This is a genomic window from Paenarthrobacter sp. NPDC089988, from assembly GCF_044748465.1.
In the GTDB taxonomy this organism is placed as follows: domain Bacteria; phylum Actinomycetota; class Actinomycetes; order Actinomycetales; family Micrococcaceae; genus Arthrobacter.
In genome coordinates this window covers 25,806-47,044 of sequence record NZ_JBIVGD010000027.1, presented here as the reverse complement: position 1 = coordinate 47,044, position 21,239 = coordinate 25,806, and the positions used below count along the sequence as shown (strand labels likewise).

The following is a 21,239-nucleotide window of genomic DNA, read 5'->3' as shown; positions in this document are numbered from 1 at the left end:
CACCGGTCCCCGTCCTGGCCAACGCTGCCCGCACCCGCGGCGCCCCATAGACCCCGGTCGAATCCTGATGAACCCGCCTAACCTGTGCATCCAGTTCAGCCCGGACCACCGCCCGCAGTGACCTCACGGAGATCCTCCGCCGCCAAGCGTAAAACCCCGATCGTGACACACCCAGCAGTCTGGCCATCCGCAGGATTGGGTAATTAGCCTTCTCGGCCTCCATCAGTTCGAAGCATTCCGATTCTGCTGCTTGGAGGCGAAGAAGGCTGCGGCTTTTCCCAGAAACTCGTTATCCATCCGCAGCTGCGCGTTTTCCCGGCGCAACCGCTCCAACTCTGACTTCTCCGTCTCGGCCGCCGCGACCTATTCCGGAGCCGCCAGACGAGCCCGTTCCTGAGCCACCCACCGACCCAACATCTGCTCCCCGAGCCCGAGTTCCCTGGCCACTGGCGCCACCGGCCTGCCGGTATCAATAACGAGCCGTGCAGCCTCCCGCCGATACTCCGGAGTGAATTTACGTCGTGTCGTGCTCACAAGAACACCTTCCCGCAGAATCCCAGGATCCCGCTACTTCAGGTGTCCACCAACAGAGGCTAACCCCAGGAGGGCGGTTTGGTGAGAGAGGATCGGGCTGGGAGGGCGGTTCGGTGAGAGAGGGTTAGACGCCGAGTTCTTCGCGGAGCGCCTGGACGTGGCCCTGGGCCTTGACCTGGTACTGGGTATGCGTGACCTTGCCTTCGCCGTCCAGGACCACCGTGGAGCGGACCAGGCCCTCGACGATCTCGCCGTTGACCAGCTTCTCGCCCCAAGCGCCGTATGCGAGGGCCACAGCGTGGTCCTCATCGGAGAGCAGCGGGAACGTCAGGGCGAAGTCGCCGGTGAAGGAGGACAGGGCCTCGGGGGCGTCGGGGGAGATCCCGATGACGTCGTAGCCCTTGCCCTGGAGGCTCGCCAGGTTGTCACGGAAGTCGCAGGCTTCCGTGGTGCAGCCGGGGGTGGCTGCCTGCGGGTAGAAGTACACAATGACGTTGCGTCCGCGGTAGTCGGACAGCGAGACCTTGTTGCCGTCGGCGTCGAGAAGCGCGAAGTCAGGGGCCTGCGTTCCGACGAGGAGTTTCTGGGTCATGGCGATCCTTTACGTTCAACCGGTGTGCTCCGGCGTTTGGTCATACAAAAAAGCGGAATCGAGATGTAGAACAGCAAAATCAGATGCTGTATTCCGCGGGTCCGCGCACCGTGGCATAAGGGCCGGGCACGAACTGGTAGCCACCACCACGGACGGTGGAGACGGTGTAACGGGCATTGCCAAGCTTGCGCCGCACTCTTCCAACATAAACGTCGATCGAGCGGAAAGCCGCGCCGGGGAGGTCAAATGACTCCAGGAAGCGTTGCAATTCTTCACGTCCAATAGCCCGGGAGCAGTTCACCACGAGGTAGCGCAACAGCTTGTATTCCATGCCGGTAAAGGCAACCGGCTCACCGTCCAGCAGGACTACTTCAGCGGCGAGGTCGATTGCAAGCTGGCTGCGCCGGGCGGCCAACGTTACGGGCTCGACGGCGGTGCTGCCGCCGGCTTCGCTTGCTTCGGAATCGTCCGCGAGGGCGTCCGCGAGTGAGACGGAACGTGATCCGGAAAGGTGGTTACCGGCGTCGGCGGTTTCCTGCGGAGTGCCGCCCCAGGAAGTGTCGCCGACGCCGGAGTGCTCTGCTCCGGGGGCGGGCCAGATGCGGACTTCCGCCTCCGGAGCAAGTTTCATGGCCCGGGCCAGCACAAGGCGTGCTGCCCGTTCCCAAATTTCGGGGTCCACGGGATCGCCCTCGGCCGGGTTGACCCAAAGGGCCAGGCCGTGGGCAGTGAGAGCCGGGGAGGTGAGTCCCTGTGGTGTGGGGCCCTGCCGCCGCGCGGCCCCGGGACGTGTTTGGCGTCCCGGGAACCGTGCCGGCGGTGGACCGTAGGCATTGACTGCCATGGCGGTTGGTCCTAAACGTTACCGCGGCGGATCAGCTTGCCGCCGGGGTTCTGGAAGTCGATTTCCGAGCCCCGCAGGTAGGTCTTGCGGACGACGCCGGAAAGCGGACGGCCGTCGTACGGGGTGATCGGGTTCTTGTGCTTGAGCTTCTTCACGTCCACCACGTAGGCGTCGTCGTGGGCGAAGATCGAGAAGTCGGCGTCGTAGCCAAGAGCCAACTGGCCCTTGTTGTGCAGGCGGGCCAAGGCGGCGGGCTTCTCCGACATCCAGGAAACAACCTGCTCCAGGGAGATGCCGCGGTGGCGTGCCTCGGTCCAGATCAGGGACAGGCCCAGCTGGAGGGAGGAGACGCCGCCCCAGGCAACAGCGAAGTCACCGTTTTCCAGGTCCTTGAGGTCAAGGGTGGAGGGGGAATGGTCCGAGACGATGCAGTCGATGGTGCCGTCCTGCAGGCCCTTCCAGAGGAGCTCACGGTTGGAGGCCTCGCGGATCGGCGGGCAGCACTTGTAGGCCGTGGCGCCGTCCGGGATTTCCTCGGCCATGAGGGTCAGGTAGTGCGGGCAGGTCTCAACGGTGAGGTTGACGCCGTCGCGCTTTGCCGAAGCGATCATGGGCAGCGCGTCCGAGGAGGAGAGGTGCAGGATGTGGGCGCGCGCGCCGGTCCAGCGGGCACGCTCGATGACCTCGGCGATGGCCTTGTTCTCGGCGCCGCGCGGGCGGGAGGCGAGGAAGGTCTCGTAGTGGTCGCCGCCGGGGTGCGGGGCGCGGTCGATCGCGTGGGAATCCTCGGCGTGGACGATCATGAGGGAGTCGAAGGACTTGAGTTCCTTCATGTCCTCTTCCATCTCGTCCGCGTCCAGATGCGGGAACTCGTCCACGCCGGAGTGCAGGAGGAAGCACTTGAAGCCGAAGACGCCTTCGTCGTGCAGCGGGCGGAGGTCGGACTTGTTGCCGGGGATGGCACCGCCCCAGAATCCGACGTCAACGAACGCCTGGTCCTTGGCGACCACGCGCTTCTGCTCCAGGCCGTCCACGCTGGTGGTGGGCGGGATGCTGTTGAGCGGCATGTCGATGATGGTGGTGACACCGCCGGCTGCGGCTGCACGGGTGGCCGATGCGAAGCCCTCCCATTCGGTGCGGCCGGGCTCGTTGACGTGGACGTGGGTGTCCACGAGGCCGGGGATCAGGGTCTCGTCGTCGGCGAGGTGGATGACCTCGGTACCCGTCAGGCCGTTGCCCAGGGGCTCAATGGCGACGATGACGCCGTCGCGGATGCCAACCTCGCGGGGTGCGATGCCGGCCGTGGTGAGGATGCGCTGGCCCCGGATAACGAGGTCATAGGCGCCGAATGCTTCAGACATTGAGGTACTCCTTGTTTTCGGTCCGTTCTGCCAGGTACACGCCTATGTGCTTTCCTAATTGTTCAAGCAACGGACCTGCTTCAGCGATACATTTCTGGACATCTTCTTCCATGTCGGTCAAAGCGTGGACCGTGTGGAATCCGGCATCCGTGAGTTGTTCCCGGCTCAGGGTACTCCGGCCGCAGACTGCGATCACGGGTACCCCGGCTTTTGCTGCCGCCCGGCTGACGCCCATCGGCGTCTTGCCCAGGAGGCTCTGTTCGTCCAGGCTGCCTTCGCCGGTGATCACCAGGTCGGCGCCCTTCAGCTTCTGTTCGAGTTCAGTGAATTCAAGTACGACGTCGATACCCGGCCGCCGCTCCGCCTTCAGTGCCGCGATGGCAATGTAGCCGACGCCGCCAGCAGCGCCTGCGCCTTCTGCTTTGGCGGCGTACTTGGCGTGTTGGCCGGTGGCTTCGGCGAGGACGTCGACGAAGTTTTGCAGGGCCTTATCCAGTTCGGTGACGTCGTCCGGCGTCGCGCCTTTTTGCGGACCGAAGATGGCTGGGGCTCCGCTGGCCCCCAAAAGGGGATTGTCGACGTCGGACGCCAACACGAACTCTGTTGCCTCGATCCGGACGTCGAAGTTGGAGAAGTCGATGCTGTCCAGCTGGGCGAGGGCCGCGCCGCCGCCGGGGAGTTCGTTGCCGTTGCCGTCGAGGAAGACGGCGCCGAGGCCCTGCAGGACTCCTGCGCCGGCGTCGGTGTTGGCGCTGCCGCCGACGCCAAGGATGATCTTGCGGCAGCCGAGGTCCAGCGCAGCGCGGATGAGTTCGCCCGTGCCGATGCTGGTGGCCGTCTTCGCGGTTTCGCTCGTGGGGCCTTCCGGGAGGAGGGCCAAACCGGAAGCGGCTGCCATTTCGATCACGGCTTCCGCGCCTCGGATGGCGAAGTCGGCCTTGACCGGTGCGCCGAGCGGGCCGGTGACCGTGGTGGTCCGGCGGGTGAAGCCGGAGCCGATGGCGGCGTCGATGGTTCCTTCGCCGCCGTCGGCCACCGGAATGCGTGTTGTCTCGATGCCGCTGGTGCCGAAGCCGGCGAGCAGACCTGTTGCCAGGTGCTCGGCGACCTCGGGCGCGGACAGCGAGCCCTTGAATTTGTCCGGGGCGATGACCACACGCATTCCGGTGCCTCCTTTACTGTTTCTCTTCAGCCGTGTGCGGCTGTTAGGCCTTGGCCAGGATCGCCGTGGGGGCGTCCGCAGCCGTTTCGGCCAGCTCTTCGAACTCGTTCACGCCGTTGATCTCAACGCCCATGGAGATGTTGGTGATCTTTTCCAGGATCACTTCAACCACCACGGGAACCTTGAACTCGCCCATGAGTGCCTTGGCCTTGTCGAAAGCGGCAGGCATATCGTTCGGGTTCTCAACGCGGATGGCCTTGCAGCCCAAGCCCTCGGCAACCTTGATGTGGTCAACGCCGTAGCCGTTGGTCTCCGGGCTGTTGATGTTCTCGAACGCCAGGGAAACGTTCTGCTCCATATTGAAGCCGCGCTGGCTCTGACGGATCAGGCCCAGGTAGCTGTTGTTCACCACAACGTGGATGTACGGCAGGTTGAACTGTGCGCCCACGGCCAGTTCCTCGATCATGAACTGGAAGTCGTAGTCACCAGACAGGGCCACAACGGTGGCGTCCGGGGTGCCACGAACCACGCCGAGTGCTGCCGGAGCGGTCCAGCCCAGCGGGCCGGCCTGGCCTGCGTTGATCCACTTGCGGGCACCGAAGACGTGCAGCATCTGCGCGCCGGCGATCTGCGACAGACCGATGGTGGACACGTAGGTGGTGTCGCGGCCGAAGGCCTTGTTCATCTCCTGGTACACGCGCTGCGGCTTGATGGGCACGTTGTCGAAGTTGGTCTTGCGGTGCAGCGAGCCCTTGCGCTCCTGGCACTCGGCAACCCAACCCGAGTAGTCCGGCAGGGTCTTTGCTGCCTGGCGTTCGCGGGCCAGCTCCAACAGACCGTCCAGCGCCGCGCCGGCGTCGGACGCGATGCCCAAGTCCGGCGAGAAAACGCGACCGATCTGGGTGGGCTCGATGTCGATGTGCACGAACTTACGGCCGGCCGTGTAGGTTTCCAGGCCGCCGGTGTGGCGGTTGGCCCAACGGTTACCGATGCCGATCACGAAGTCGCTCTGCAGGAAGGTCTCGTTGCCGTAGCGGTGCGAGGTCTGCAGGCCAACCATGCCGGCCATCAGCTGGTGGTCGTCCGGGATGGCGCCCCAGCCCATCAGCGTGGGGATGACGGGAACGTTCAGGATCTCGGCCAGTTCAACCAACTGGGCCGAAGCGCCGGCGTTGATGATGCCGCCACCGGCAACGATCAGTGGGTGCTGGGCTGCGGTCAGCATGTCCAGGGCCTTTTCCAGCTGCTTGCGGGAAGCCTTGGGCTTCTCCACGGGCAGGGGCTCGTAGGCGTCGATGTCGAACTCGATCTCGGCCATCTGAACGTCGATGGGCAGATCCAGCAGAACCGGGCCCGGACGGCCCGAACGCATTACCTGGAACGCCTTCTGGAACGCACCGGGAACCTGGCCCGGCTCCAGGATGGTCATGGCGAACTTGGTGACCGGCTTAGCGATGGACTCGATGTCCACAGCCTGGAAGTCTTCCTTGTGCAGCTTGGCAACGGGTGCCTGGCCGGTGATGCAGAGCATGGGGATCGAGTCAGCCTGCGCTGCGTACAGGCCGGTGATCATGTCCGTGCCGGCAGGGCCCGAGGTGCCGATGCAGATGCCGATGTTGCCATCAGCTGCGCGGCTGTAACCGTCGGCCATGTGGCTGGCGCCTTCAACGTGGCGGGCCAGCGTGTGGCGGATGCCGCCGTGGGCACGCATTGCCGAGTAGAAGGGGTTGATTGCTGCGCCTGGCAGGCCGAACGCCTCGGTGGCGCCTTCCTTTTCCAGGATGGCGACTGCCGCGTCAACGGTGCGCATCTTAGCCATGGTGTACTCCTTGAAATCTTGGGTTCGCCCCGCGTTGGGGGCGGAAAAAGGGTGTGGTGAGGGAGCCGCCGTCGTTATTTATGTACGACGGCGGGTTCCTTGCTTCTTGGTGCTGTCCGGCTTTAGCCGGGGTGCTTACTTGCGGCCGCTGAGCTGGAGGACCTGCTTGAAGAGGCCCGAGTGGTCGAGGCCGCCGTCGCCCTGGTTGACGGTTGCGGCGACGAGCTGCGCGACGACGGCGCCGAGCGGGACGGCGACGTTGGCTTCGCGGGCTGCGGAGGTGACGATGCCCAGGTCCTTGTGGTGGAGGGCGAGGCGGAAGCCGGGGTCGAAGTTGCGGTCGAGCATCTTCTGGCCCTTCTGGTCCAGAACCTTGGAGCCGGCCAGGCCGCCGCCGAGGACCTTCAGTGCTGCGTCGGTGTCTACGCCGTAGGCCTCGAGGAAGGCGATGGCCTCGCCGAGGACCTGGATGTTGACGGCCACGATCAGCTGGTTGGCTGCTTTGACGGTCTGGCCTGAGCCGGACGGGCCGACGTGGACGATGGTCTTGCCCACTGCGTTGAGGACTTCCTGGGCTGCCTCGAAGTCTGCTGCGTCGCCGCCGACCATGATGGACAGGACGGCGTCGATGGCGCCCTGTTCGCCACCGGACACGGGAGCGTCGAGGGGGCGGATGCCGGCTGCTACTGCTTCTTCGGAGAGGCGCTTGGCGACGTCCGGGCGGATGCTGGAAGCGTCGATCCAGAGGGTGCCCTTCTTCGCGTTGGCGAAGACGCCGTCCTTGCCCGTGACGACACCCTCAACATCGGGGGAGTCCGGGACCATGGTGATGACGACATCGGCGTCCTTGACTGCCTCGGCGATGCTGGTGGCGCCCTGGCCGCCTTCGGAGACGAGCTTGTCGATCTTGTCCTGGCTGCGGTTGAAACCGGTGACCGTGTGTCCGGCCTTGACGAGGTTGATGGCCATGGGCAGGCCCATGATTCCGAGTCCGATGACTGCAACGTTGCTCATTGTGGTTCTCTTTCTTGAAAGTCTGTGTGTGTCGGAAGTCTGAGTGCGTCTTTTAACTCGAGTGCGCTAACTCAGGTGTGCTTACCCAACTAGGTCGCACTTCGCGTCGTTCTCAGCGCTCATAGCGACCTGATCTGCGACCTAGTTGGGTTCGCGGTGCTTAGTTGGCGTTGGCGCGCTGGCGGATGGCCCAGCTGAATGCCGATTCCTGCGGTTCCTTGTACTCGAGGCCGATGTAGCCTTCGTAGCCGAGTTCGCGGCTGCGGGCGATCCACTCGCCGAGGGGGAGGTTACCGGTGCCGGGGGCGCCGCGGCCGGGATTGTCGGCGATCTGGATGTGGCCGAAGTCCTTGGCGTGGTTCTCGATGACGGATTCGACGTCGTCGCCGTTGACTGCCAGGTGGTAGAAGTCGGCGAGGAGCTTGACGTTCTGTGCGCCGGATTCAGCCTTGACGCGGGCGATGACCTTCAGTGCGTCTTCAGCCGTGAGGAGCGGGTACTTGGGTGCGCCGCTCACCGGCTCGAGGAGGACAATTCCGCCAATACGTGCGACGCCGGCCGCTGCGGTTGCGAGGTTCTCGGCACCGATGGCGTCCTGCTTCTCGGGCGATTCGCCCTCGATGCGGTTGCCGTAGAGGGCGTTGAAGGCCTTGCAGCCGAGGCGCTCACCGATGCCGGCGACAACGTCGATGTTGTCCTGGAATTCGGTGGAGCGTGCAGGCCAGGAGACCAGGCCGCGGTCGCCGCCAGGCATGTTGCCTGCGTTGAAATTCAGGCCCGTGAGCTGAACGCCGGCGTCCTTGATGGCTGTTTCAAACTCGTTGATTTGTGCGTCGGTGGGGACGGAGGTTTCGAAGGGCCACCAGAACTCGACGGCGTCAAAACCTGCTGCCTTCGCGGCTGCGGGGCGCTCGAGCAAGGGCAGCTCCGTCAGGAGGATGGAGCAGTTCACTGTGTACGTCATCGTAGGTCCTTCCGAGGAGGGGCTTTGATCTATCTTCCTCTGTGCTTCGTCTTGGCCTCGGTGCTCGGCTTTAGTTTCCGCTTTGTGGAATTTAGATTCTGCTTTATGAAAAGTTTAGGGAAGGTGGGGTTGTGAGTCAAGGGGCGAGGGTTTGGGATACCAAAGCCTTACCTGCGCGCAGCCCGCGTGGAGTCCAACTTGCGATCTGTGGCTTACTATCACACTTTCGGGAATGCCTAGTCGACGACGGTGGCCTGGGCACCTGGCACCCCGGCATCCTGGAACGCCTACCCTGCTCACCTCGCCGGTTCGGCAAGGAGGTTTTGGGTGTATCGACGCGCCGGGCTTGGCTTCATTCGGGCGGTCGTGTCGGCCGCTTTCGACCCGGCCGCTCTCGGCATTTCTCCGGACCAACATACGGATGGTCAGTTCCCAAATGCCGGCCGGCTAGGAGCTGCGGGATGCCATTTTCTGCCCTCGTGGTTTGGAGTATGGTGTGCGCCCAAATGGCCGAAACACGACTCGTACCTGTGCATTTGAGGGCGGGACGTAGCGTGTCTGCCAGAACCCAGGGATTCGAATGCGGCTGACGGTGAAGACCAGGCAGGCGAAGGACAACAAGATGGACCTGCAGGTAGTGGAGCTTCCCGAACTCGATGTCCAAGCTAAGAAGCTGAGGGAGGTTTCAGACGTGGTCAAGGACGCTGCTGCGGCTCTGACGAGACGTTCTAGGGAGGAGTTCGACGTAGAACTCGGCTACTGAACTTGGGCGGGCTCAACCGTCGAGGTGGGTTGGCCCAGAGCGAACGCGGCGAAGGCCCGAGGCAGCCTCGGGTGGCAGACCTTGAAGGATCACTCCCAAGCCGTTCGAGGCTCGGCAATGTGCACTGTTCAAAGAAAGCTTGGACGAGGCCGCCCATGTGCTCGGAGTCAAGAATTCATCACTGACTCGCGGGCTTAGCAGTAAGACGTCTCGATGCGGCCATACCATCCGTGGCGCCGGCCCAGAGCTGATCAGTTCATTCCGATCCCTTTCGTGAAGGGACGGGCACTCAAGCTCTCTCGCGATACTCTTCCCGAGACTTGTCGAAGTAGTCATCATCCAGCGAAGCAAGGAAACTGACGGCATCACCCGACCACACGTAGCTTGCTGCGTTGCTGTGCTTCCACGCGTACTTCGATTCGTTTTTCAGGTCTTCTTTCCAGCAAACAACCTGATAGTCATAGGTGTTCAATTCACGGCCGAGTCGTCGCTCGTTGACCTTTTTGAGCAGCTCTTTCATGCTGTAGGGATGAGTCTTGTTCGGGTCGGTTTTCCGGACCACCACTTGACCATCGCCGGTCGGAGAGATGGCTACAACGAGGTCCGCGCTCGTCAGTTTCTTCACTGACTGCATGTTGATGTCGTAGATCGTGGCTACGCGTGCCACGTCACTTCCAGCTGCTTCCGCCGCGTCCATGTAGCCTCGGAGGGCGTCTATGAATTGCTGCACTTCTGTAACCATCGTTGCGTTGCTGTCCGTGCGCATGAATCTCACCGCATCTGCCGGAGCCGTCGCCCCGAGCGGCAAGAGCTGCCATGTCATGGAATCAGCAAGGTCCTTATTGAATTTTGCAAGCATGAAGTCACGGTAATTAAGGACGTTTTGTTGTAGAAATGGGTAGATAATCGCGCCCAAACCTTGAGCATTGTACAGATGGATGGCGCGGTCGCGGTACTCGGAGAGCGCCTTCACATTTGCCACTATGGCTGGCCCATCAATTTTCACAGGCCAAAGGTTTTGCGCCGACACACGTCCCAAGCAATCGTCGAGGGTGAGGGATCTGTACTGCTCGCCGCGTTTCTTCGGATAGAAGATGGATTTGTTATTCTTTCGCAGGGTTGCTTTCAGTGCGAGCTCCCAAGCATTGACCACAAGCATGACGGTGACCTCGTCTCTATAGGTCATACGCGGTTTGTTGTAGACCTCGACGGCGCCCAGAATGGCGGATAGGGAGTTATCTACTAATCGCCTCATCGACACGTACGGTGCACCCATTCCTGCCTCCCTTCATCATCCAACGCTGGATGATCTCCTGCGCAGTCTCAGGCTACCTGCCATCCAGGCGGAAGCTTAACTCTTCGCGTCGCAGTGGCGTTACGCAGCGACTCTGCGGGGGACAGGACTGAACGAAGCAATTGCATGTGGCCTTGCGACAATCAGTCGGGTCCCCGGTGTGAGCTATTCGAACTTGCCCAGTCCGAGGTACGTGCGCACGGTAGTTTCGTGCCCGCTGCCAGGACGGTAGTACACCCTTTTGTGTGACTGCGCTATCTGTCCATGATTTATCGCCAGCACTTCCTCTTTATCCGCTGAGTGGACGGAAAATACGGGATCTTGCGCGCTTCGCGGATAGACAATGGCAGAATATTTTGGGCTAAGCGGCATGATGAGTGCTTTTGCCTCAAACAGAGGAGGGCGGCGCCTGGGGTTCATTCCGCGGTCTATGCCTACAGCTGGGCAGTCCCCCAAAAGATACTCGGTTCCTGCTGAAGCTGACCTGATGGACAAGCTGTAACTGGACAGTTGCTGCCTGGTGCGGGCGAAGGCTGACTCAACGAACTCTTGGAAGGGTGAGCCCGCGGCTTCCTCGTGTTGAACCGGCTCCAGAACGGCTTCCGACATGCTTTCAAGCACCGAAGTTGCTAGCTCGAGGTTGAGCATTGGGTATCGAACAGCGGCGAGCTTGAGCTGCATCTCACGGTTGGCTCTGGTTTCACGTTCAATTTTCTCGTACGAGTCGTTATGGATACGTTTAGTCTCCAGACTCCGAGCAAAATGCAGGGCAATAAAGTCCGTGACAGACGTCTTCCGTGGTCCGACGTCTTCAGGCCTCCCCTCGGCTAAGGTCTTGCAGACATCGCCCATCGGCCCCTCTACCTCTTGCCACAGCTTCTCCATCCACTCGCCCTTATGCTTGAACATGTGCCACTCGAACCCCATGGATTTCGACGGCTTCGGGTCAAATGTCCGGCCGTCCGTGACACCTATTTGGCAGATCCCTTCCTTCCTGCCTGACGTCCAGCAAAACTGTTTTAGAAGAACCTGCGAGACATAGTGGTGTCTCTTTGGTGCAGGTCTAGTGGGCTTGGGTTTGCTCTTCATGGTTCTGATTGTCACAAAGTTGCCGTCGGAGTGGGGTTCGGCAGGGCAGGTCGGGGCGGACACCTGGACGAATAGTGTTTTCCTGAGCGCAAGCAGTGAATAATCGGACTCATGCAAATTTCCTGCATCTTCTGCGGTGTGACGGGTCCCCTGACCCGAGAACATGTATTTGGTCAGTGGGTCAGCAAGACCGGTTTGGATCTCCGTCCCGTCCAGCATCGAGCTGGCCCGAATAACGGTCTACGTCGGGATCTGGGGAAACAGCCTCCTTACCGGCTGAAGGTGAAGAACGTTTGTGCCACCTGCAACAACGGCTGGATGAGCAAACTTGAAGATGCTGCTCAGCGCGTTCTTACTCCATTCATCCTTGGTAAATCGGGAACGATTGAACGGGACGAGCAGCATCTCGTAGCGATGTGGGCTCAAAAAACCGCTCTCACCGCGATGCTTCTCTCCAGTGAGGAGCAGCGAGAAAGAGGTTATGGCCTTTCGAAGGCCGAGTATAGGGCGCTGTACGAAAGTCAGCAGAGGAAGCAACCTCTTGGAGGAAGCCGCCTCTGGATTGGTCGTTACCAAGGGGAAGCGGGCTTTTGGGCGATTCGCGTCATGCCCTTCACATTGCGTGCGGCTCGTAGGCCTGAGCCGGATTTGCCCGTAGGATACACGCTAACGATCGTGCTCGGTGAACTCGTCGTGCACGGGGCGCGCTTTGTTTCCTCGGATTCTGAGATCGACGTGACGATGGACCTAGGGATGCCCCAGCTGTGGCCCTCTCGGACGCCCGTGCGGTGGCCGGAAGGTGCTCCCTGCAATGACGATGAGTTTCCCGGGTTCTCGACTGGAAAGATGTTGCGATCCGCAAATGAACATTTCGAGCTGAAAGCCTGGACTCGCGCTGCCGAGCTGCCGCAGAGCTCCGTCGTGGGGGACAAGGTCGGAGTCCCGGCTCTGTGTAGAAAACACGTGTTGTATTACCCAATTGCTCTCCTGCGGGAGGTTTCGCGAGGAAGATTTTACGCATTCACGACGGCTTGCGAGTGCCCCGTGGCCTACTTGCTCCAAACAGAAGCCGACGGGACCCATTGCAAAGCAGCAGGATCAGCAGAGGGCATCTCCAAGATGTACGAGGACCTTGTTGGTGACGAAGTCATCATTCCAGGCGACAAGGGCGATTTCTATTGCAAGAGACTGCCTGCCGAAGCAACGACTGTAGAATCCTACGTGCATGCCTAGGGAGGAACAAACCCGGGTATTAGACCTTATTGAAGCCGTCACGGGAGACATCCTGCAGCGGGAAGTTTGCCCTGACTGGCTGCAGAGGCCGGGCCTAGCTGAGTGCCGGCAGGAGTGGGATTCGGTTCGAGCGATCTATGGAGCACTTACAGGGCTTGTCCTCCCCGAAGTAATGCCGCCTCGAGAATGGCGAAGTCTGGATGCCCTCTGGAAGGACTCATCGGGGAACCAGCGAATTATTGAGTACGATGAAGAGCAACACTTCAATCGCTACCGAAAGACGACACTTCAAAACTATCCAGAGTCGGTGTCCGTTTCTTTCGACAGAAGCCTTTGGGAGAAGCGGTGTCTGACGCACGAAGTGATCAGAGGTGGAAATTTCAGCAAACCAAGGCCACCACTTTTCCCCATGAACGGGGGACGAAACTATCAGCGGGCCTTTCGAGACATGCTGGCCGATGTCATCCCGACGACCAGAGGCTGGAAACCAACGATCCGCATCGCACACTTGAGGTCGTCACGTGGTTGGGGTCCTTGGATGCTGAGATGCAAATGAGGCGTCTTCTTGAAGGCAAGGTTGGTTGAGGCATTCGTCTGTTGCGCCAAGGGCCGCTGCTCCGGCTGGAGATGAAGTCAGTCAAGTGGGGACCGCTTTACAACCGATACAAGGACGACGCCCGCGATCCAATCGAGCTTGAGACTCAGGTCGCTGCCCAGATGGCTGATCCCGATGTTACTAATCGTCGAGGTATTTACGAGTAACTGCTTGGCGGTAAGACTGAAACGAAGCTCTTGGCCGTGCGTGTGTTTGACAATAAGACCAAGCGCTCCGCGTACGCGAAACAAACTAAAACGGCCGCATATAAAGGTGTCTCGAACTGCCCGCTGTGTGCGGACGGCGGAAACAACATGGCCATTAGCATCTACGAATTGAGCTTGGAGTCAGCGTCATGCCGCCGTCCGGTCCTACCGGATCAACCAGACCAATTATGTCTAAGTGTGAGGGACCGGCTATTCTCTGGAAAAGTGCCGTCCGGACGGCGTAAAGACGTTCATTCCAGGGATCCATTCACCCACTAACCGTGAAGAGTCGCTGCACATGAACAGTTCGTTCGGAATGCATGCTAGGGAAACTAGCAACCGGACGTGGCGCGTGATCCGACTGGAGGTGCGGGGAAATATACGCAAATTGCACCGTGCTCGCAGCGGGACAGGCATCCATTCGAGTACATTGTCGACTGAACGACTGGCCCGAGGAGTTCGGTCTACCGGCTGAATCCTATCGTGGCCTTGGCAACCATCCCAGGCCTTGGCGGTTTCAGTCGCGACACTGCTGGGGAAGCCTTGGACGCGGCGGTTGTGCGGACCGTTCCTCGAACTCATCGAGAGAAGGCTGCACCCATTCTGCCTGAGTGTCAAATGTGAAAATTCAGTTCTCGAAGATATGCAATTACCGTTTGCTGAAACTCACCTTGTACAGCATCTATACGAATTGCTGCCGCTAGGGTGGAGCGCAGCGGTTCTGTGCTCGCATGCCATCGATCATACAGATCACGAACGTTGTTCATGCGTTCAGCGCGTGATACTAGTAAGGGAGGGCGATTTAGGTCAAGCTTTCGGATCGATATCTCACCACGCACGTTTCCCGCAGCCCAATCGATAAGCGGACCACGATGTCGTATAAAGGTAGGCAAGTCGTCAGTATATGGATTTAGTATTGGTGCGCTTTCCTCATAAAAATCCCCTTTTCGATTATTGCAAATCCCGCAGGCTGTCGTCAGGTTTGACCACGAGTGCGCAAGCTGGGGAAAGGCGGCCTTGGGTAAGATGTGTTCCACGTGTGGAAACGACACATCAACAATCTTCGCTTCGCAATATGCGCACTTGTAGTCGGTTTCTTCGTGGAGCGCATCCTTGATGCTCGGATGTCGCCACTTCTCACATTTGGATCGTTCCTCTTTGGGAGCTGCCACGTACGCCTGTGTCCATGCTGCCTCATTGTTCTGTAGGACCGCAGGTGCAGGGCCCTTCTCAAGCTTGCGCACTATTGCCGCCCCTCGTGGTGGGAATCCACTATGCGCACAACTGTTTCGGGAAAGTCGGACTCCAGGCCAATCGCTGAGAGTTCATTTCTGAGTATATTCATACTTTCAGCACTCAACGATCCCTGAAGATGACGATTTATGATTTCAGATAGTTTATCCTCGGCCCAAATTGGTAGAGTGCTTGAAAGCCCAAGGACCCTCCGAAGAGTATCATCAGCACCTGAGGATTTGTTGGCGTAATCCAGTGCGCGCGAATGAACTTGTCCGTCGATATTAAAGTCAAGGACATAAACATATGATTCTGGGGTTGCAGTGACAACAAAGGGGCTATGGGTTGCAACAACAAACTGGGCCCTAGGAAAAGCTTCTAGTAAGCTGGGAAGCAACTCGCGTTGGAGGCTCGGATGTAAGTGATTCTCGGGTTCATCAAGGACCACAGTGAATTTATCTGTATTGCGCGAGCGGAGAAAAATCTGCCATGCCATTTCCAATACAGCTGACACGCCGCCAGAGGCGTCATCAAGCACAAAGTCACCAGTGGCCGTCTCGACTATTATGTCAGGAACTCTAACTCGCAGCCGTTTGAATCTAAGAGACTTCGGCAGTACGAATGATAAGATTTCTTGAAACCCGTCCCAGATGGCTGCCGCTTCAGGGTTATAATCGATGGAAAGATTTCCGGGTGATCCAAACAATGCCGCCGCCATAAGCGCCTCTTTAAGTGCCATTCGAGGCGGGCGCCCGGTCCACGATCCTGCCCATGCTGCGCGCATCTCTTCAGTGAATCGTTCGAACATTTGCTCGGCGTCGGTGAAGATGGTGGGAATAGAAGGAACACTTATGTAATTACCATTCGAAATTCTATGCGAATTGAGGAATACGCCCTGGACGACTTGTTGTCCGGGTAGATATAGGTCATACTCTTGTCGACCATTAGCGTCTGAAATCGGCACGGAAATTTCTGTGCGCCCACCGTCGCCGTAGGTCAGCATGCCAATTTGGGCCCAACGATTTCCCGATTCACGCATCCTCCGCATTCGGCGTGGGCCCAAGATAGACCATGAGTTACGATCCTTTGGGCTCCGGACTGGTGCAGACGAGTATTGGCGGTTCCAGTTCAGGTGACGTGCCAGGATTCCAAGGAGCGTGCTCTTTCCGCTGGCATTAGCTCCGGTTAGGATTGTTAATCTTGAATGGAAGTTAATTGAGATATGACCGAACTGACGCCAATCCGCTAATTCAAGTTCGCGGAAACCACTATTGTTATTCATCAGTCCTCAGTGTTCAGGTTGAAATATTCTGTCTGCTGGAGTTCGTGTCTCCCGGGGTTCCGGTTCGGCGTCGCGACTTTCATTCCAGCAGAAGTACAATACAGGAATTGTAATCCGGCTGCGCTGTGGTTGCTGTACTTACTGCCCTTTCATATTTGACCACATGCTAGCTCAGCCAACGCAGCTTGTTGGTGGTCGTCCTGCTGTTTCCCGCGGCACTCTCTGTCACCCACTCAACCGGGAGATTTATGGAGGACCCAGAGGGGGTCGCTGCTCACCTGATGCGAGGCCGGGTGTGGGCGCCTCAAAGCGGCAGTCGGGGTTCATATCCCGAGGCTTGTGGGGCGCCATGAGTGCAGGAACATCTTTAGTGCAGCCCACGCGAGCGCGTTATTCTTAGCGAACCTCCATGGCTGCTATCGACCGCAATCCAGGACGCACTGATGTCGGCGCGCACAGCCAACTTCCTGCCCAGACAGGTCTCGCGTCTGCCAACCCAGAGAGTGTGCCGAGGGAATTGGTAGTTGAGGCGGCACTCTGATTGCGTTGCCCGTCGGAGCGGTACAGCCCAACGGCATGATTGCCGCGTCAGGTTGCGGCATAAGATGCTGGTTGCCCCGACGGTTCCTTGCCATTAGGTAGATCAACTGTTCAAAAGGCTGTGATCATCGGTCAAGGATCGCTGCGGTTCGGCTGGTGAACAACGCAGGCTGCGGACTGAATTACGGTCGCGGGAGGCGTGGTCGCAGCCCTTGGGGGAGCGCTGACTGCTGAAGAGTGCTGGGGTAGGCATAATGTCCGCCCGAGGCACGGCTCGTTGGGAATCTGCGACTAGGCTGAGGAGCGCCAATGCGTATGAAGGGTGCCGAGTAAGTCACTGGGGTTGCTCGAGGAAGGACAAGCGAATGGGTCGAGTGACAGTTCGGGACGTCGCCAGGACTGCGGGTGTTTCCGTGGGGACCGTGTCGCGGGTCTTGAACGGGAGCCCGGCTGTCAGTGCGTCGGCCAAGGAGAAGGTCAACGCTGCCATCAAGGAGCTGAGTTACCGGCCTCTTGCCTCGGCGCGAGACCTAAGAAGGGACCGCACCATGCGTGTCCTCGCCCTCGCCAAGAACCTGGATTCCCTCGTTATCAGCGAAGTCTTCCGAGGCGTAGGAGACGCAGCAGCGGACAACGGCTACGTCAGCCTGATCGCAGCCACCGACGGAGACCGTGACCGCGAACAGCAACTCGTAGACATGCTGCGAAATGGCTCAGTGGACGGGCTGGTCATCTTCTCGCCAACCATGCCGGACGAGGACGTCAACACCGTCGCCGAGCAACTGAGCGTCATCCAGGTCTGTGAAATCGTCGATGCCGCGGCCGCCTTCGGGGTGTCCATCGATGACCGCCAGGCAGGCTACGACATCACCAAACACTTGATCGATACAGGCGCAAAGAAGCTGGCCATGCTCGCCCACAGAGGTGCCCGCTCGGGTCGGCTCAGGGAAGAAGGATTCCGCCAAGCGCTCAAGGAGGAAGGCTTGGCACCGGACCGGGTCCTCCTGGGCGAAGGCAACTTCGGTTTCCACGCCGGCCGTAATCTCACCAAGAAACTACTGGAAGCCAAAGACCTACCGGATGCAGTCTTTTGCGGGACCGACGTCGTCGCCGCCGGGTGCGTCCGAGAGCTCACCGACGCCGGCCTCAGGGTTCCTCAGGATGTCGCCGTGGCAGGCTTCGACGACTCCGCCCAAGCAGAAATGTGCGTGCCGGAACTGACCACGGTACGTCAGCCGGCCTACGAGATGGGCCGAGCGGCCTTTGCTGAACTCTTGGAGCGGATGACTGTCGAGGGCGCGCACCGTAAGGGGCGGACCTTCTTCCCGCACCAACTCGTCATCAGAGACTCCACCAAATAAAAAGGGTTGACAGTCCGGAGCAACCACTGCAAAACTACTTTGGAATCGATTCCACGGGCCGCAAGGCCCTTTTCAATAGCAATATTTGGAATCGATTCCACAACTCAACCAAAGCACCCGGCAATGAAGCCAGGCCCAAGACGCGGGACACCTGAAGCGCGGAACTAGGCCACCCATCCCCACAGTCACCAAAGGAGCCACTTGTGGACTTGAACCGACCTGCTCTCCCGCTCCAGAAGAAACCCGGCAAAGCCCTCGCCGCGACCGCCATAGCCGCAGCCTTCCTCCTCAGCGCGTGCGGCGGGGGAGCAGCCCCGCAAGGTGCGGAACAAGCGGCAGCTGCCGATCCGTCGTCGGGCGCTAGTGCCAGCGGTGCCGTGAACATCTGCGGCGTCAAGGACGCAAGCGGCATTTACAAGGGCACGGCGGAAGCGTTCACCAAGGCGAACGGCAAGGTCACGGCCAAGTACACGGAGATCGGCGCCACCACGGACGAAGCCCGCACGCAGATCGTGCAGCGGCTCGAAGGCAAGTCCACCGAGTGCGACATCTTCCTCTCGGACGTCATCTGGACGTCGGAGTTCGCTTCCCAGGGCTGGCTGCTGGACCAGACCAAGCTGGTGGAAGCCAACAAGGACCGGCTCATCCCCTCCACTGTGGAAACCACCAAGTACCAGGACAAGTACTGGGCCTCGCCCTTCTTCACCAACGCCGGCCTGATCTACTACCAGAAGGACAAGGTAGCCAAGCCGGAGACCTGGCAGCAGCTCTACGCTGAGGCAGCCAAGGCTCCGGGCAACGGGTTCGTCTACCAGGGCAAGCAGTACGAGGGCCTCACGGTGAACTTCCTCGAGATGCTCTACAGTGCGGGCGGCGAAGTCCTGGATGACCAGGGCAACGTCAAGATCGACTCCCAGGAAACCCGCGACGTCCTCAACTTCATGACCGACGGGCTCAAGAACGGTTCAGCCGACCGCGCCGTCCTCACCTACAACGAGGACCCGGCCCGCTTGGCCTACGAGTCCGGCAACTTCGGATACCAGCGCAACTGGCCGCACGTGTACCGCCTGCTGAACGCGACCCCGCTCGAGGAAAGCTTCGGTGTCGCGCCGCTGCCGGCATGGGAAGGCGGCAAGGCTTCGGGTGTGCTCGGCGGCTGGAACCTCGCGATCTCGGCACACTCCACCAACCAGGCAGGGGCTGTCGCGTTCATCGATTTCGCCACGACGCCGGACTGGCAGAAGCACGTGGCCATGGACTACTCGCAGGCCCCGGTCAATGAAGCCGCCTACTCGGACCCGGCGGTGCTCCAGAAGATGCCGTTCGCAACCGAACTCCTGGCCTCGGTGAAGGGTGCCAAGCCGCGCCCGATCTCGCCGGTCTACCCGCAGATCTCGCAGGCCATCTACAAGAACGTCTACGCCGTGCTCTCCGGAACCGCCTCCACCGAGGACGCCGTGAAGAAGATGGCCGACGAAATCACCACCGCCAAGGCGAGCTTCTAAGTCATGGTCACCAAAACAATCCTGCCAAGCCGCACAAGCGGCCGCGACCAAGCCGAACGCCGCCTCGCCTTCCGCATGACCGCGCCGTCGCTGATCCTCATGGCGCTGGTCGCGGCGGTCCCGATCGGCTACGCACTCTGGCTCTCCCTGAACCAGTACAGCGTCCGTACCGCTGGCCTCTCCCGCTTCGTCGGCCTGGAAAACTACATCAACGCCCTCGCAAGCCAAGAGTGGTGGGCCGCCTTCGGCCAGACGTTCCTCTTCGCTGGCCTCTCGGTCAGCCTGGAGTTGGTCCTCGGCACGGCCATGGCGCTGCTGCTCAACCTAGCGTTCAAGGGCCGCGCGGTCCTGCGCACCGTGGTGCTGCTCCCGTACGCGATCATCACGGTGGTCAGCGCCATCACGTGGCAAACGATGTTCCAGCCAAACCTCGGTTTGGTCACCAACGTCCTCTCCGCGCTGGGACTGCCGGGCGGCGACGTCGTATGGCTGGGTGAGCACGGTTACGCGATGGCCGTGATCGTCATGGCCGACGTCTGGAAAACCACCCCGTTCGCAGCACTCATCATCCTGGCCGGCCTGCAGGTTATCTCCGCCGAAACGTACGAGGCCGCCGAGCTCGATGGCGCCAGCAAGTGGCAGACCTTCCTCCACATCACGCTGCCGCTGCTCCGTCCGGCAATCGTCCTCGCGGCAATCTTCCGCACCATGGACGCCCTCCGCGTCTTCGACCTCCCGTTCGTCCTCACTCGCGGCGCCAACGGCACCGAATCGATGTCCATGCTGGCTTACGGCGAACTCCGCGAAAACCGGCTGGTGGGCGAAGGCTCGGCCCTCTCCATCCTGACCTTCCTCACCGTCATGGTGGTCTCGGTCATCTACATCCGCTTCGGCGGCGGCAACATCCGCGACGTCGCGAAGGAGGAACAATGAGCACGCTGACTGCAGAACGCACGACGGCGGCACCCGCCACCGGGGCCAGGGCACCGAAGCGCCGCTTGCGTGGGGAAGCGAAGCTCCATCCCTTGGTATGGGTGTTCGTGGTGGCCGTTATGGGCTTTTCCCTCATCCCGTTTTACTGGCTGGTCAACACCTCCCTGAAGAAGGGCGCGAGCCTGTCCAAGGGTGAGCTCTTCCCGAGCCAGCCGACCCTGGAGAACTATCTCGTGGTCTTCCAGAACCCCGAGTTCCTCCTGGCGTTGCGCAATTCGGTGATTATCGCCGTCGTCACGACTACGGTGGCGCTGGTGTTCGCGTCCTTTGCCGCCTATGCGCTGGCCCGGCTGAAGATGCGCCGCAAGGCGATGATCCTGACGCTCATCCTCTCGGTCACAACGTTCCCGGCCATCGCGATCGCGGCTCCGATGTTTTCCATCTGGCGCGAAATCGGGCTGTACGACACGTTGCTTGGCCTCATCATCCCGAAGCTGACGTTCGCGTTGCCTCTGGCGATCTACACGCTGACGTCGTTCTTCAAGGAGATCCCGCGGGAGCTCGAGGAATCCGCGTATATGGACGGTGCCACGCCGTTCACCGCGTTCCGCAAGGTCATCCTGCCCCTCGCCGTACCGGGCCTGGCAACCACGGCGATCCTCGTCTTCATTTCGGTCTGGAACGAATTCCTCCTGGCCGTCACGCTGACCACCTCGCCGGAAGCCCGCCCGGTGCCGGTCGCGATTGCGTTCTTCAGCGGCACCAGCGAGTTCGACCAACCCCTCGGCACCATCAGCGCCGCCTCCGTGATCATCACGGTCCCGCTCGTGATCCTGGTGCTCGTGTGCCAGAAGCGCATCGTGTCCGGGATGACCGCCGGCGCGGTCAAAGGCTAACCCCAAACCAAACAAAAAC

Annotated in this window: 17 protein-coding genes and 2 pseudogenes; 6 read left to right on the top strand and 13 right to left on the bottom strand. The window is 60.4% G+C overall.

The features are described 5' to 3' along the window. Nucleotides 1–363: 363 nt before the first annotated feature. The 8 genes and pseudogenes from ACIPV6_RS21880 to ACIPV6_RS21845 all read right to left on the bottom strand — a co-directional run bounded on the left by ACIPV6_RS21880 (nucleotide 364) and on the right by ACIPV6_RS21845 (nucleotide 8,290). On the bottom strand, nucleotides 364–534 hold the full coding sequence (locus ACIPV6_RS21880; RefSeq protein ID WP_400272911.1) for a transposase: 171 nt from the start codon (nucleotides 532–534) through the stop codon (nucleotides 364–366). Between the two features lie 124 nt (nucleotides 535–658). Next, nucleotides 659–1,126: a thioredoxin-dependent thiol peroxidase gene (gene bcp / locus ACIPV6_RS21875; RefSeq protein ID WP_400272910.1), complete on the bottom strand. Its 468-nt coding sequence runs from the start codon at nucleotides 1,124–1,126 to the stop codon at nucleotides 659–661. Nucleotides 1,127–1,205: 79 nt separating this feature from the next. After that, nucleotides 1,206–1,970 (bottom strand): winged helix-turn-helix domain-containing protein, encoded by a 765-nt coding sequence (locus tag ACIPV6_RS21870; protein WP_400272909.1) that lies wholly within the window; start codon nucleotides 1,968–1,970, stop codon nucleotides 1,206–1,208. 11 nt (nucleotides 1,971–1,981) lie between these two features. Beyond that, the gene (gene allB, locus ACIPV6_RS21865) at nucleotides 1,982–3,331 is read right to left on the bottom strand and encodes an allantoinase AllB (RefSeq protein WP_400272908.1); all 1,350 of its coding nucleotides are present in this window, start codon (nucleotides 3,329–3,331) and stop codon (nucleotides 1,982–1,984) included. After that, nucleotides 3,324–4,493, bottom strand: coding sequence for a glycerate kinase (locus ACIPV6_RS21860; RefSeq protein ID WP_400272907.1), 1,170 nt, complete (start codon nucleotides 4,491–4,493; stop codon nucleotides 3,324–3,326). Before ACIPV6_RS21860 ends, allB begins: the two co-directional genes overlap by 8 nt. Nucleotides 4,494–4,536: 43 nt before the next feature. Further along, complete coding sequence (gene gcl / locus ACIPV6_RS21855) at nucleotides 4,537–6,312, bottom strand: glyoxylate carboligase (RefSeq protein ID WP_397323476.1); 1,776 nt, start codon at nucleotides 6,310–6,312, stop codon at nucleotides 4,537–4,539. 135 nt (nucleotides 6,313–6,447) lie between these two features. Beyond that, a pseudogene (locus tag ACIPV6_RS21850) lies at nucleotides 6,448–7,350 on the bottom strand (2-hydroxy-3-oxopropionate reductase); the annotation flags it as partial. A gap of 136 nt (nucleotides 7,351–7,486) precedes the next feature. Continuing rightward, nucleotides 7,487–8,290, bottom strand: a complete 804-nt coding sequence (locus ACIPV6_RS21845) for a hydroxypyruvate isomerase family protein (protein WP_400272906.1) — start codon at nucleotides 8,288–8,290, stop codon at nucleotides 7,487–7,489. A 580-nt stretch (nucleotides 8,291–8,870) separates the two neighbouring features. Here ACIPV6_RS21845 and ACIPV6_RS21840 point away from each other — a divergent pair. Then, nucleotides 8,871–9,053, top strand: coding sequence for a hypothetical protein (locus tag ACIPV6_RS21840; RefSeq protein WP_400272905.1), 183 nt, complete (start codon nucleotides 8,871–8,873; stop codon nucleotides 9,051–9,053). A 289-nt stretch (nucleotides 9,054–9,342) separates the two neighbouring features. Here the strand turns inward: ACIPV6_RS21840 and ACIPV6_RS21835 are convergent, their stop codons facing one another. Together ACIPV6_RS21835 and ACIPV6_RS21830 are read right to left on the bottom strand one after the other, a co-directional pair. Beyond that, a complete protein-coding gene (locus ACIPV6_RS21835) occupies nucleotides 9,343–10,329 on the bottom strand; it encodes a DUF3644 domain-containing protein (protein WP_400272904.1) in 987 nt (328 codons plus the stop codon). A 183-nt stretch (nucleotides 10,330–10,512) separates the two neighbouring features. Continuing rightward, nucleotides 10,513–11,436: a DUF4238 domain-containing protein gene (locus ACIPV6_RS21830; protein WP_400272903.1), complete on the bottom strand. Its 924-nt coding sequence runs from the start codon at nucleotides 11,434–11,436 to the stop codon at nucleotides 10,513–10,515. 111 nt (nucleotides 11,437–11,547) lie between these two features. Here ACIPV6_RS21830 and ACIPV6_RS21825 point away from each other — a divergent pair, with 111 nt between their 5' ends. Next, a complete protein-coding gene (locus ACIPV6_RS21825; RefSeq protein ID WP_400272902.1) occupies nucleotides 11,548–12,669 on the top strand; it encodes a hypothetical protein in 1,122 nt (373 codons plus the stop codon). Between the two features lie 1,415 nt (nucleotides 12,670–14,084). Here the strand turns inward: ACIPV6_RS21825 and ACIPV6_RS21820 are convergent. From ACIPV6_RS21820 to ACIPV6_RS21810, 3 genes and pseudogenes are all read right to left on the bottom strand, one after another. Then, complete coding sequence (locus tag ACIPV6_RS21820; RefSeq protein WP_400272901.1) at nucleotides 14,085–14,642, bottom strand: HNH endonuclease; 558 nt, start codon at nucleotides 14,640–14,642, stop codon at nucleotides 14,085–14,087. A gap of 71 nt (nucleotides 14,643–14,713) precedes the next feature. Continuing rightward, on the bottom strand, nucleotides 14,714–15,742 hold the full coding sequence (locus ACIPV6_RS21815; RefSeq protein WP_400272913.1) for an AAA family ATPase: 1,029 nt from the start codon (nucleotides 15,740–15,742) through the stop codon (nucleotides 14,714–14,716). A gap of 120 nt (nucleotides 15,743–15,862) precedes the next feature. After that, nucleotides 15,863–15,985 (bottom strand): annotated as a pseudogene (locus ACIPV6_RS21810) (AAA family ATPase); the annotation flags it as partial. Nucleotides 15,986–16,890: 905 nt separating this feature from the next. Between ACIPV6_RS21810 and ACIPV6_RS21805 the strand changes: the two are divergent. The 4 genes from ACIPV6_RS21805 to ACIPV6_RS21790 all read left to right on the top strand — a co-directional run bounded on the left by ACIPV6_RS21805 (nucleotide 16,891) and on the right by ACIPV6_RS21790 (nucleotide 21,220). Next, a complete protein-coding gene (locus ACIPV6_RS21805; protein WP_400272900.1) occupies nucleotides 16,891–17,886 on the top strand; it encodes a LacI family DNA-binding transcriptional regulator in 996 nt (331 codons plus the stop codon). 203 nt (nucleotides 17,887–18,089) lie between these two features. Continuing rightward, the gene (locus ACIPV6_RS21800; RefSeq protein WP_400272899.1) at nucleotides 18,090–19,391 is read left to right on the top strand and encodes an ABC transporter substrate-binding protein; all 1,302 of its coding nucleotides are present in this window, start codon (nucleotides 18,090–18,092) and stop codon (nucleotides 19,389–19,391) included. A gap of 3 nt (nucleotides 19,392–19,394) precedes the next feature. Continuing rightward, the gene (locus tag ACIPV6_RS21795; RefSeq protein WP_400272898.1) at nucleotides 19,395–20,324 is read left to right on the top strand and encodes a carbohydrate ABC transporter permease; all 930 of its coding nucleotides are present in this window, start codon (nucleotides 19,395–19,397) and stop codon (nucleotides 20,322–20,324) included. Beyond that, the gene (locus ACIPV6_RS21790; protein WP_400272897.1) at nucleotides 20,321–21,220 is read left to right on the top strand and encodes a carbohydrate ABC transporter permease; all 900 of its coding nucleotides are present in this window, start codon (nucleotides 20,321–20,323) and stop codon (nucleotides 21,218–21,220) included. The genes ACIPV6_RS21795 and ACIPV6_RS21790 overlap by 4 nt, the downstream gene beginning before the upstream one ends. The last annotated feature ends 19 nt before the right edge of the window (nucleotides 21,221–21,239 follow it).

What these genes read in the sequence shown, in the direction of transcription:
- ACIPV6_RS21840 (WP_400272905.1), top strand. Translation starts at nt 8,871, where the DNA reads ATGCGGCTGACGGTGAAGACCAGGCAGGCGAAGGACAACAAGATGGAC.
- ACIPV6_RS21790 (WP_400272897.1), top strand. Translation starts at nt 20,321, where the DNA reads ATGAGCACGCTGACTGCAGAACGCACGACGGCGGCACCCGCCACCGGG.
- ACIPV6_RS21860 (WP_400272907.1), bottom strand. Translation starts at nt 4,493, where the DNA reads ATGCGTGTGGTCATCGCCCCGGACAAATTCAAGGGCTCGCTGTCCGCG.
- ACIPV6_RS21795 (WP_400272898.1), top strand. Translation starts at nt 19,395, where the DNA reads ATGGTCACCAAAACAATCCTGCCAAGCCGCACAAGCGGCCGCGACCAA.
- ACIPV6_RS21825 (WP_400272902.1), top strand. Translation starts at nt 11,548, where the DNA reads ATGCAAATTTCCTGCATCTTCTGCGGTGTGACGGGTCCCCTGACCCGA.
- ACIPV6_RS21805 (WP_400272900.1), top strand. Translation starts at nt 16,891, where the DNA reads ATGGGTCGAGTGACAGTTCGGGACGTCGCCAGGACTGCGGGTGTTTCC.
- gcl (WP_397323476.1), bottom strand. Translation starts at nt 6,312, where the DNA reads ATGGCTAAGATGCGCACCGTTGACGCGGCAGTCGCCATCCTGGAAAAG.
- ACIPV6_RS21835 (WP_400272904.1), bottom strand. Translation starts at nt 10,329, where the DNA reads ATGGGTGCACCGTACGTGTCGATGAGGCGATTAGTAGATAACTCCCTA.
- ACIPV6_RS21870 (WP_400272909.1), bottom strand. Translation starts at nt 1,970, where the DNA reads ATGGCAGTCAATGCCTACGGTCCACCGCCGGCACGGTTCCCGGGACGC.
- ACIPV6_RS21845 (WP_400272906.1), bottom strand. Translation starts at nt 8,290, where the DNA reads ATGACGTACACAGTGAACTGCTCCATCCTCCTGACGGAGCTGCCCTTG.
- bcp (WP_400272910.1), bottom strand. Translation starts at nt 1,126, where the DNA reads ATGACCCAGAAACTCCTCGTCGGAACGCAGGCCCCTGACTTCGCGCTT.
- allB (WP_400272908.1), bottom strand. Translation starts at nt 3,331, where the DNA reads ATGTCTGAAGCATTCGGCGCCTATGACCTCGTTATCCGGGGCCAGCGC.
- ACIPV6_RS21830 (WP_400272903.1), bottom strand. Translation starts at nt 11,436, where the DNA reads ATGAAGAGCAAACCCAAGCCCACTAGACCTGCACCAAAGAGACACCAC.
- ACIPV6_RS21815 (WP_400272913.1), bottom strand. Translation starts at nt 15,742, where the DNA reads ATGCGTGAATCGGGAAATCGTTGGGCCCAAATTGGCATGCTGACCTAC.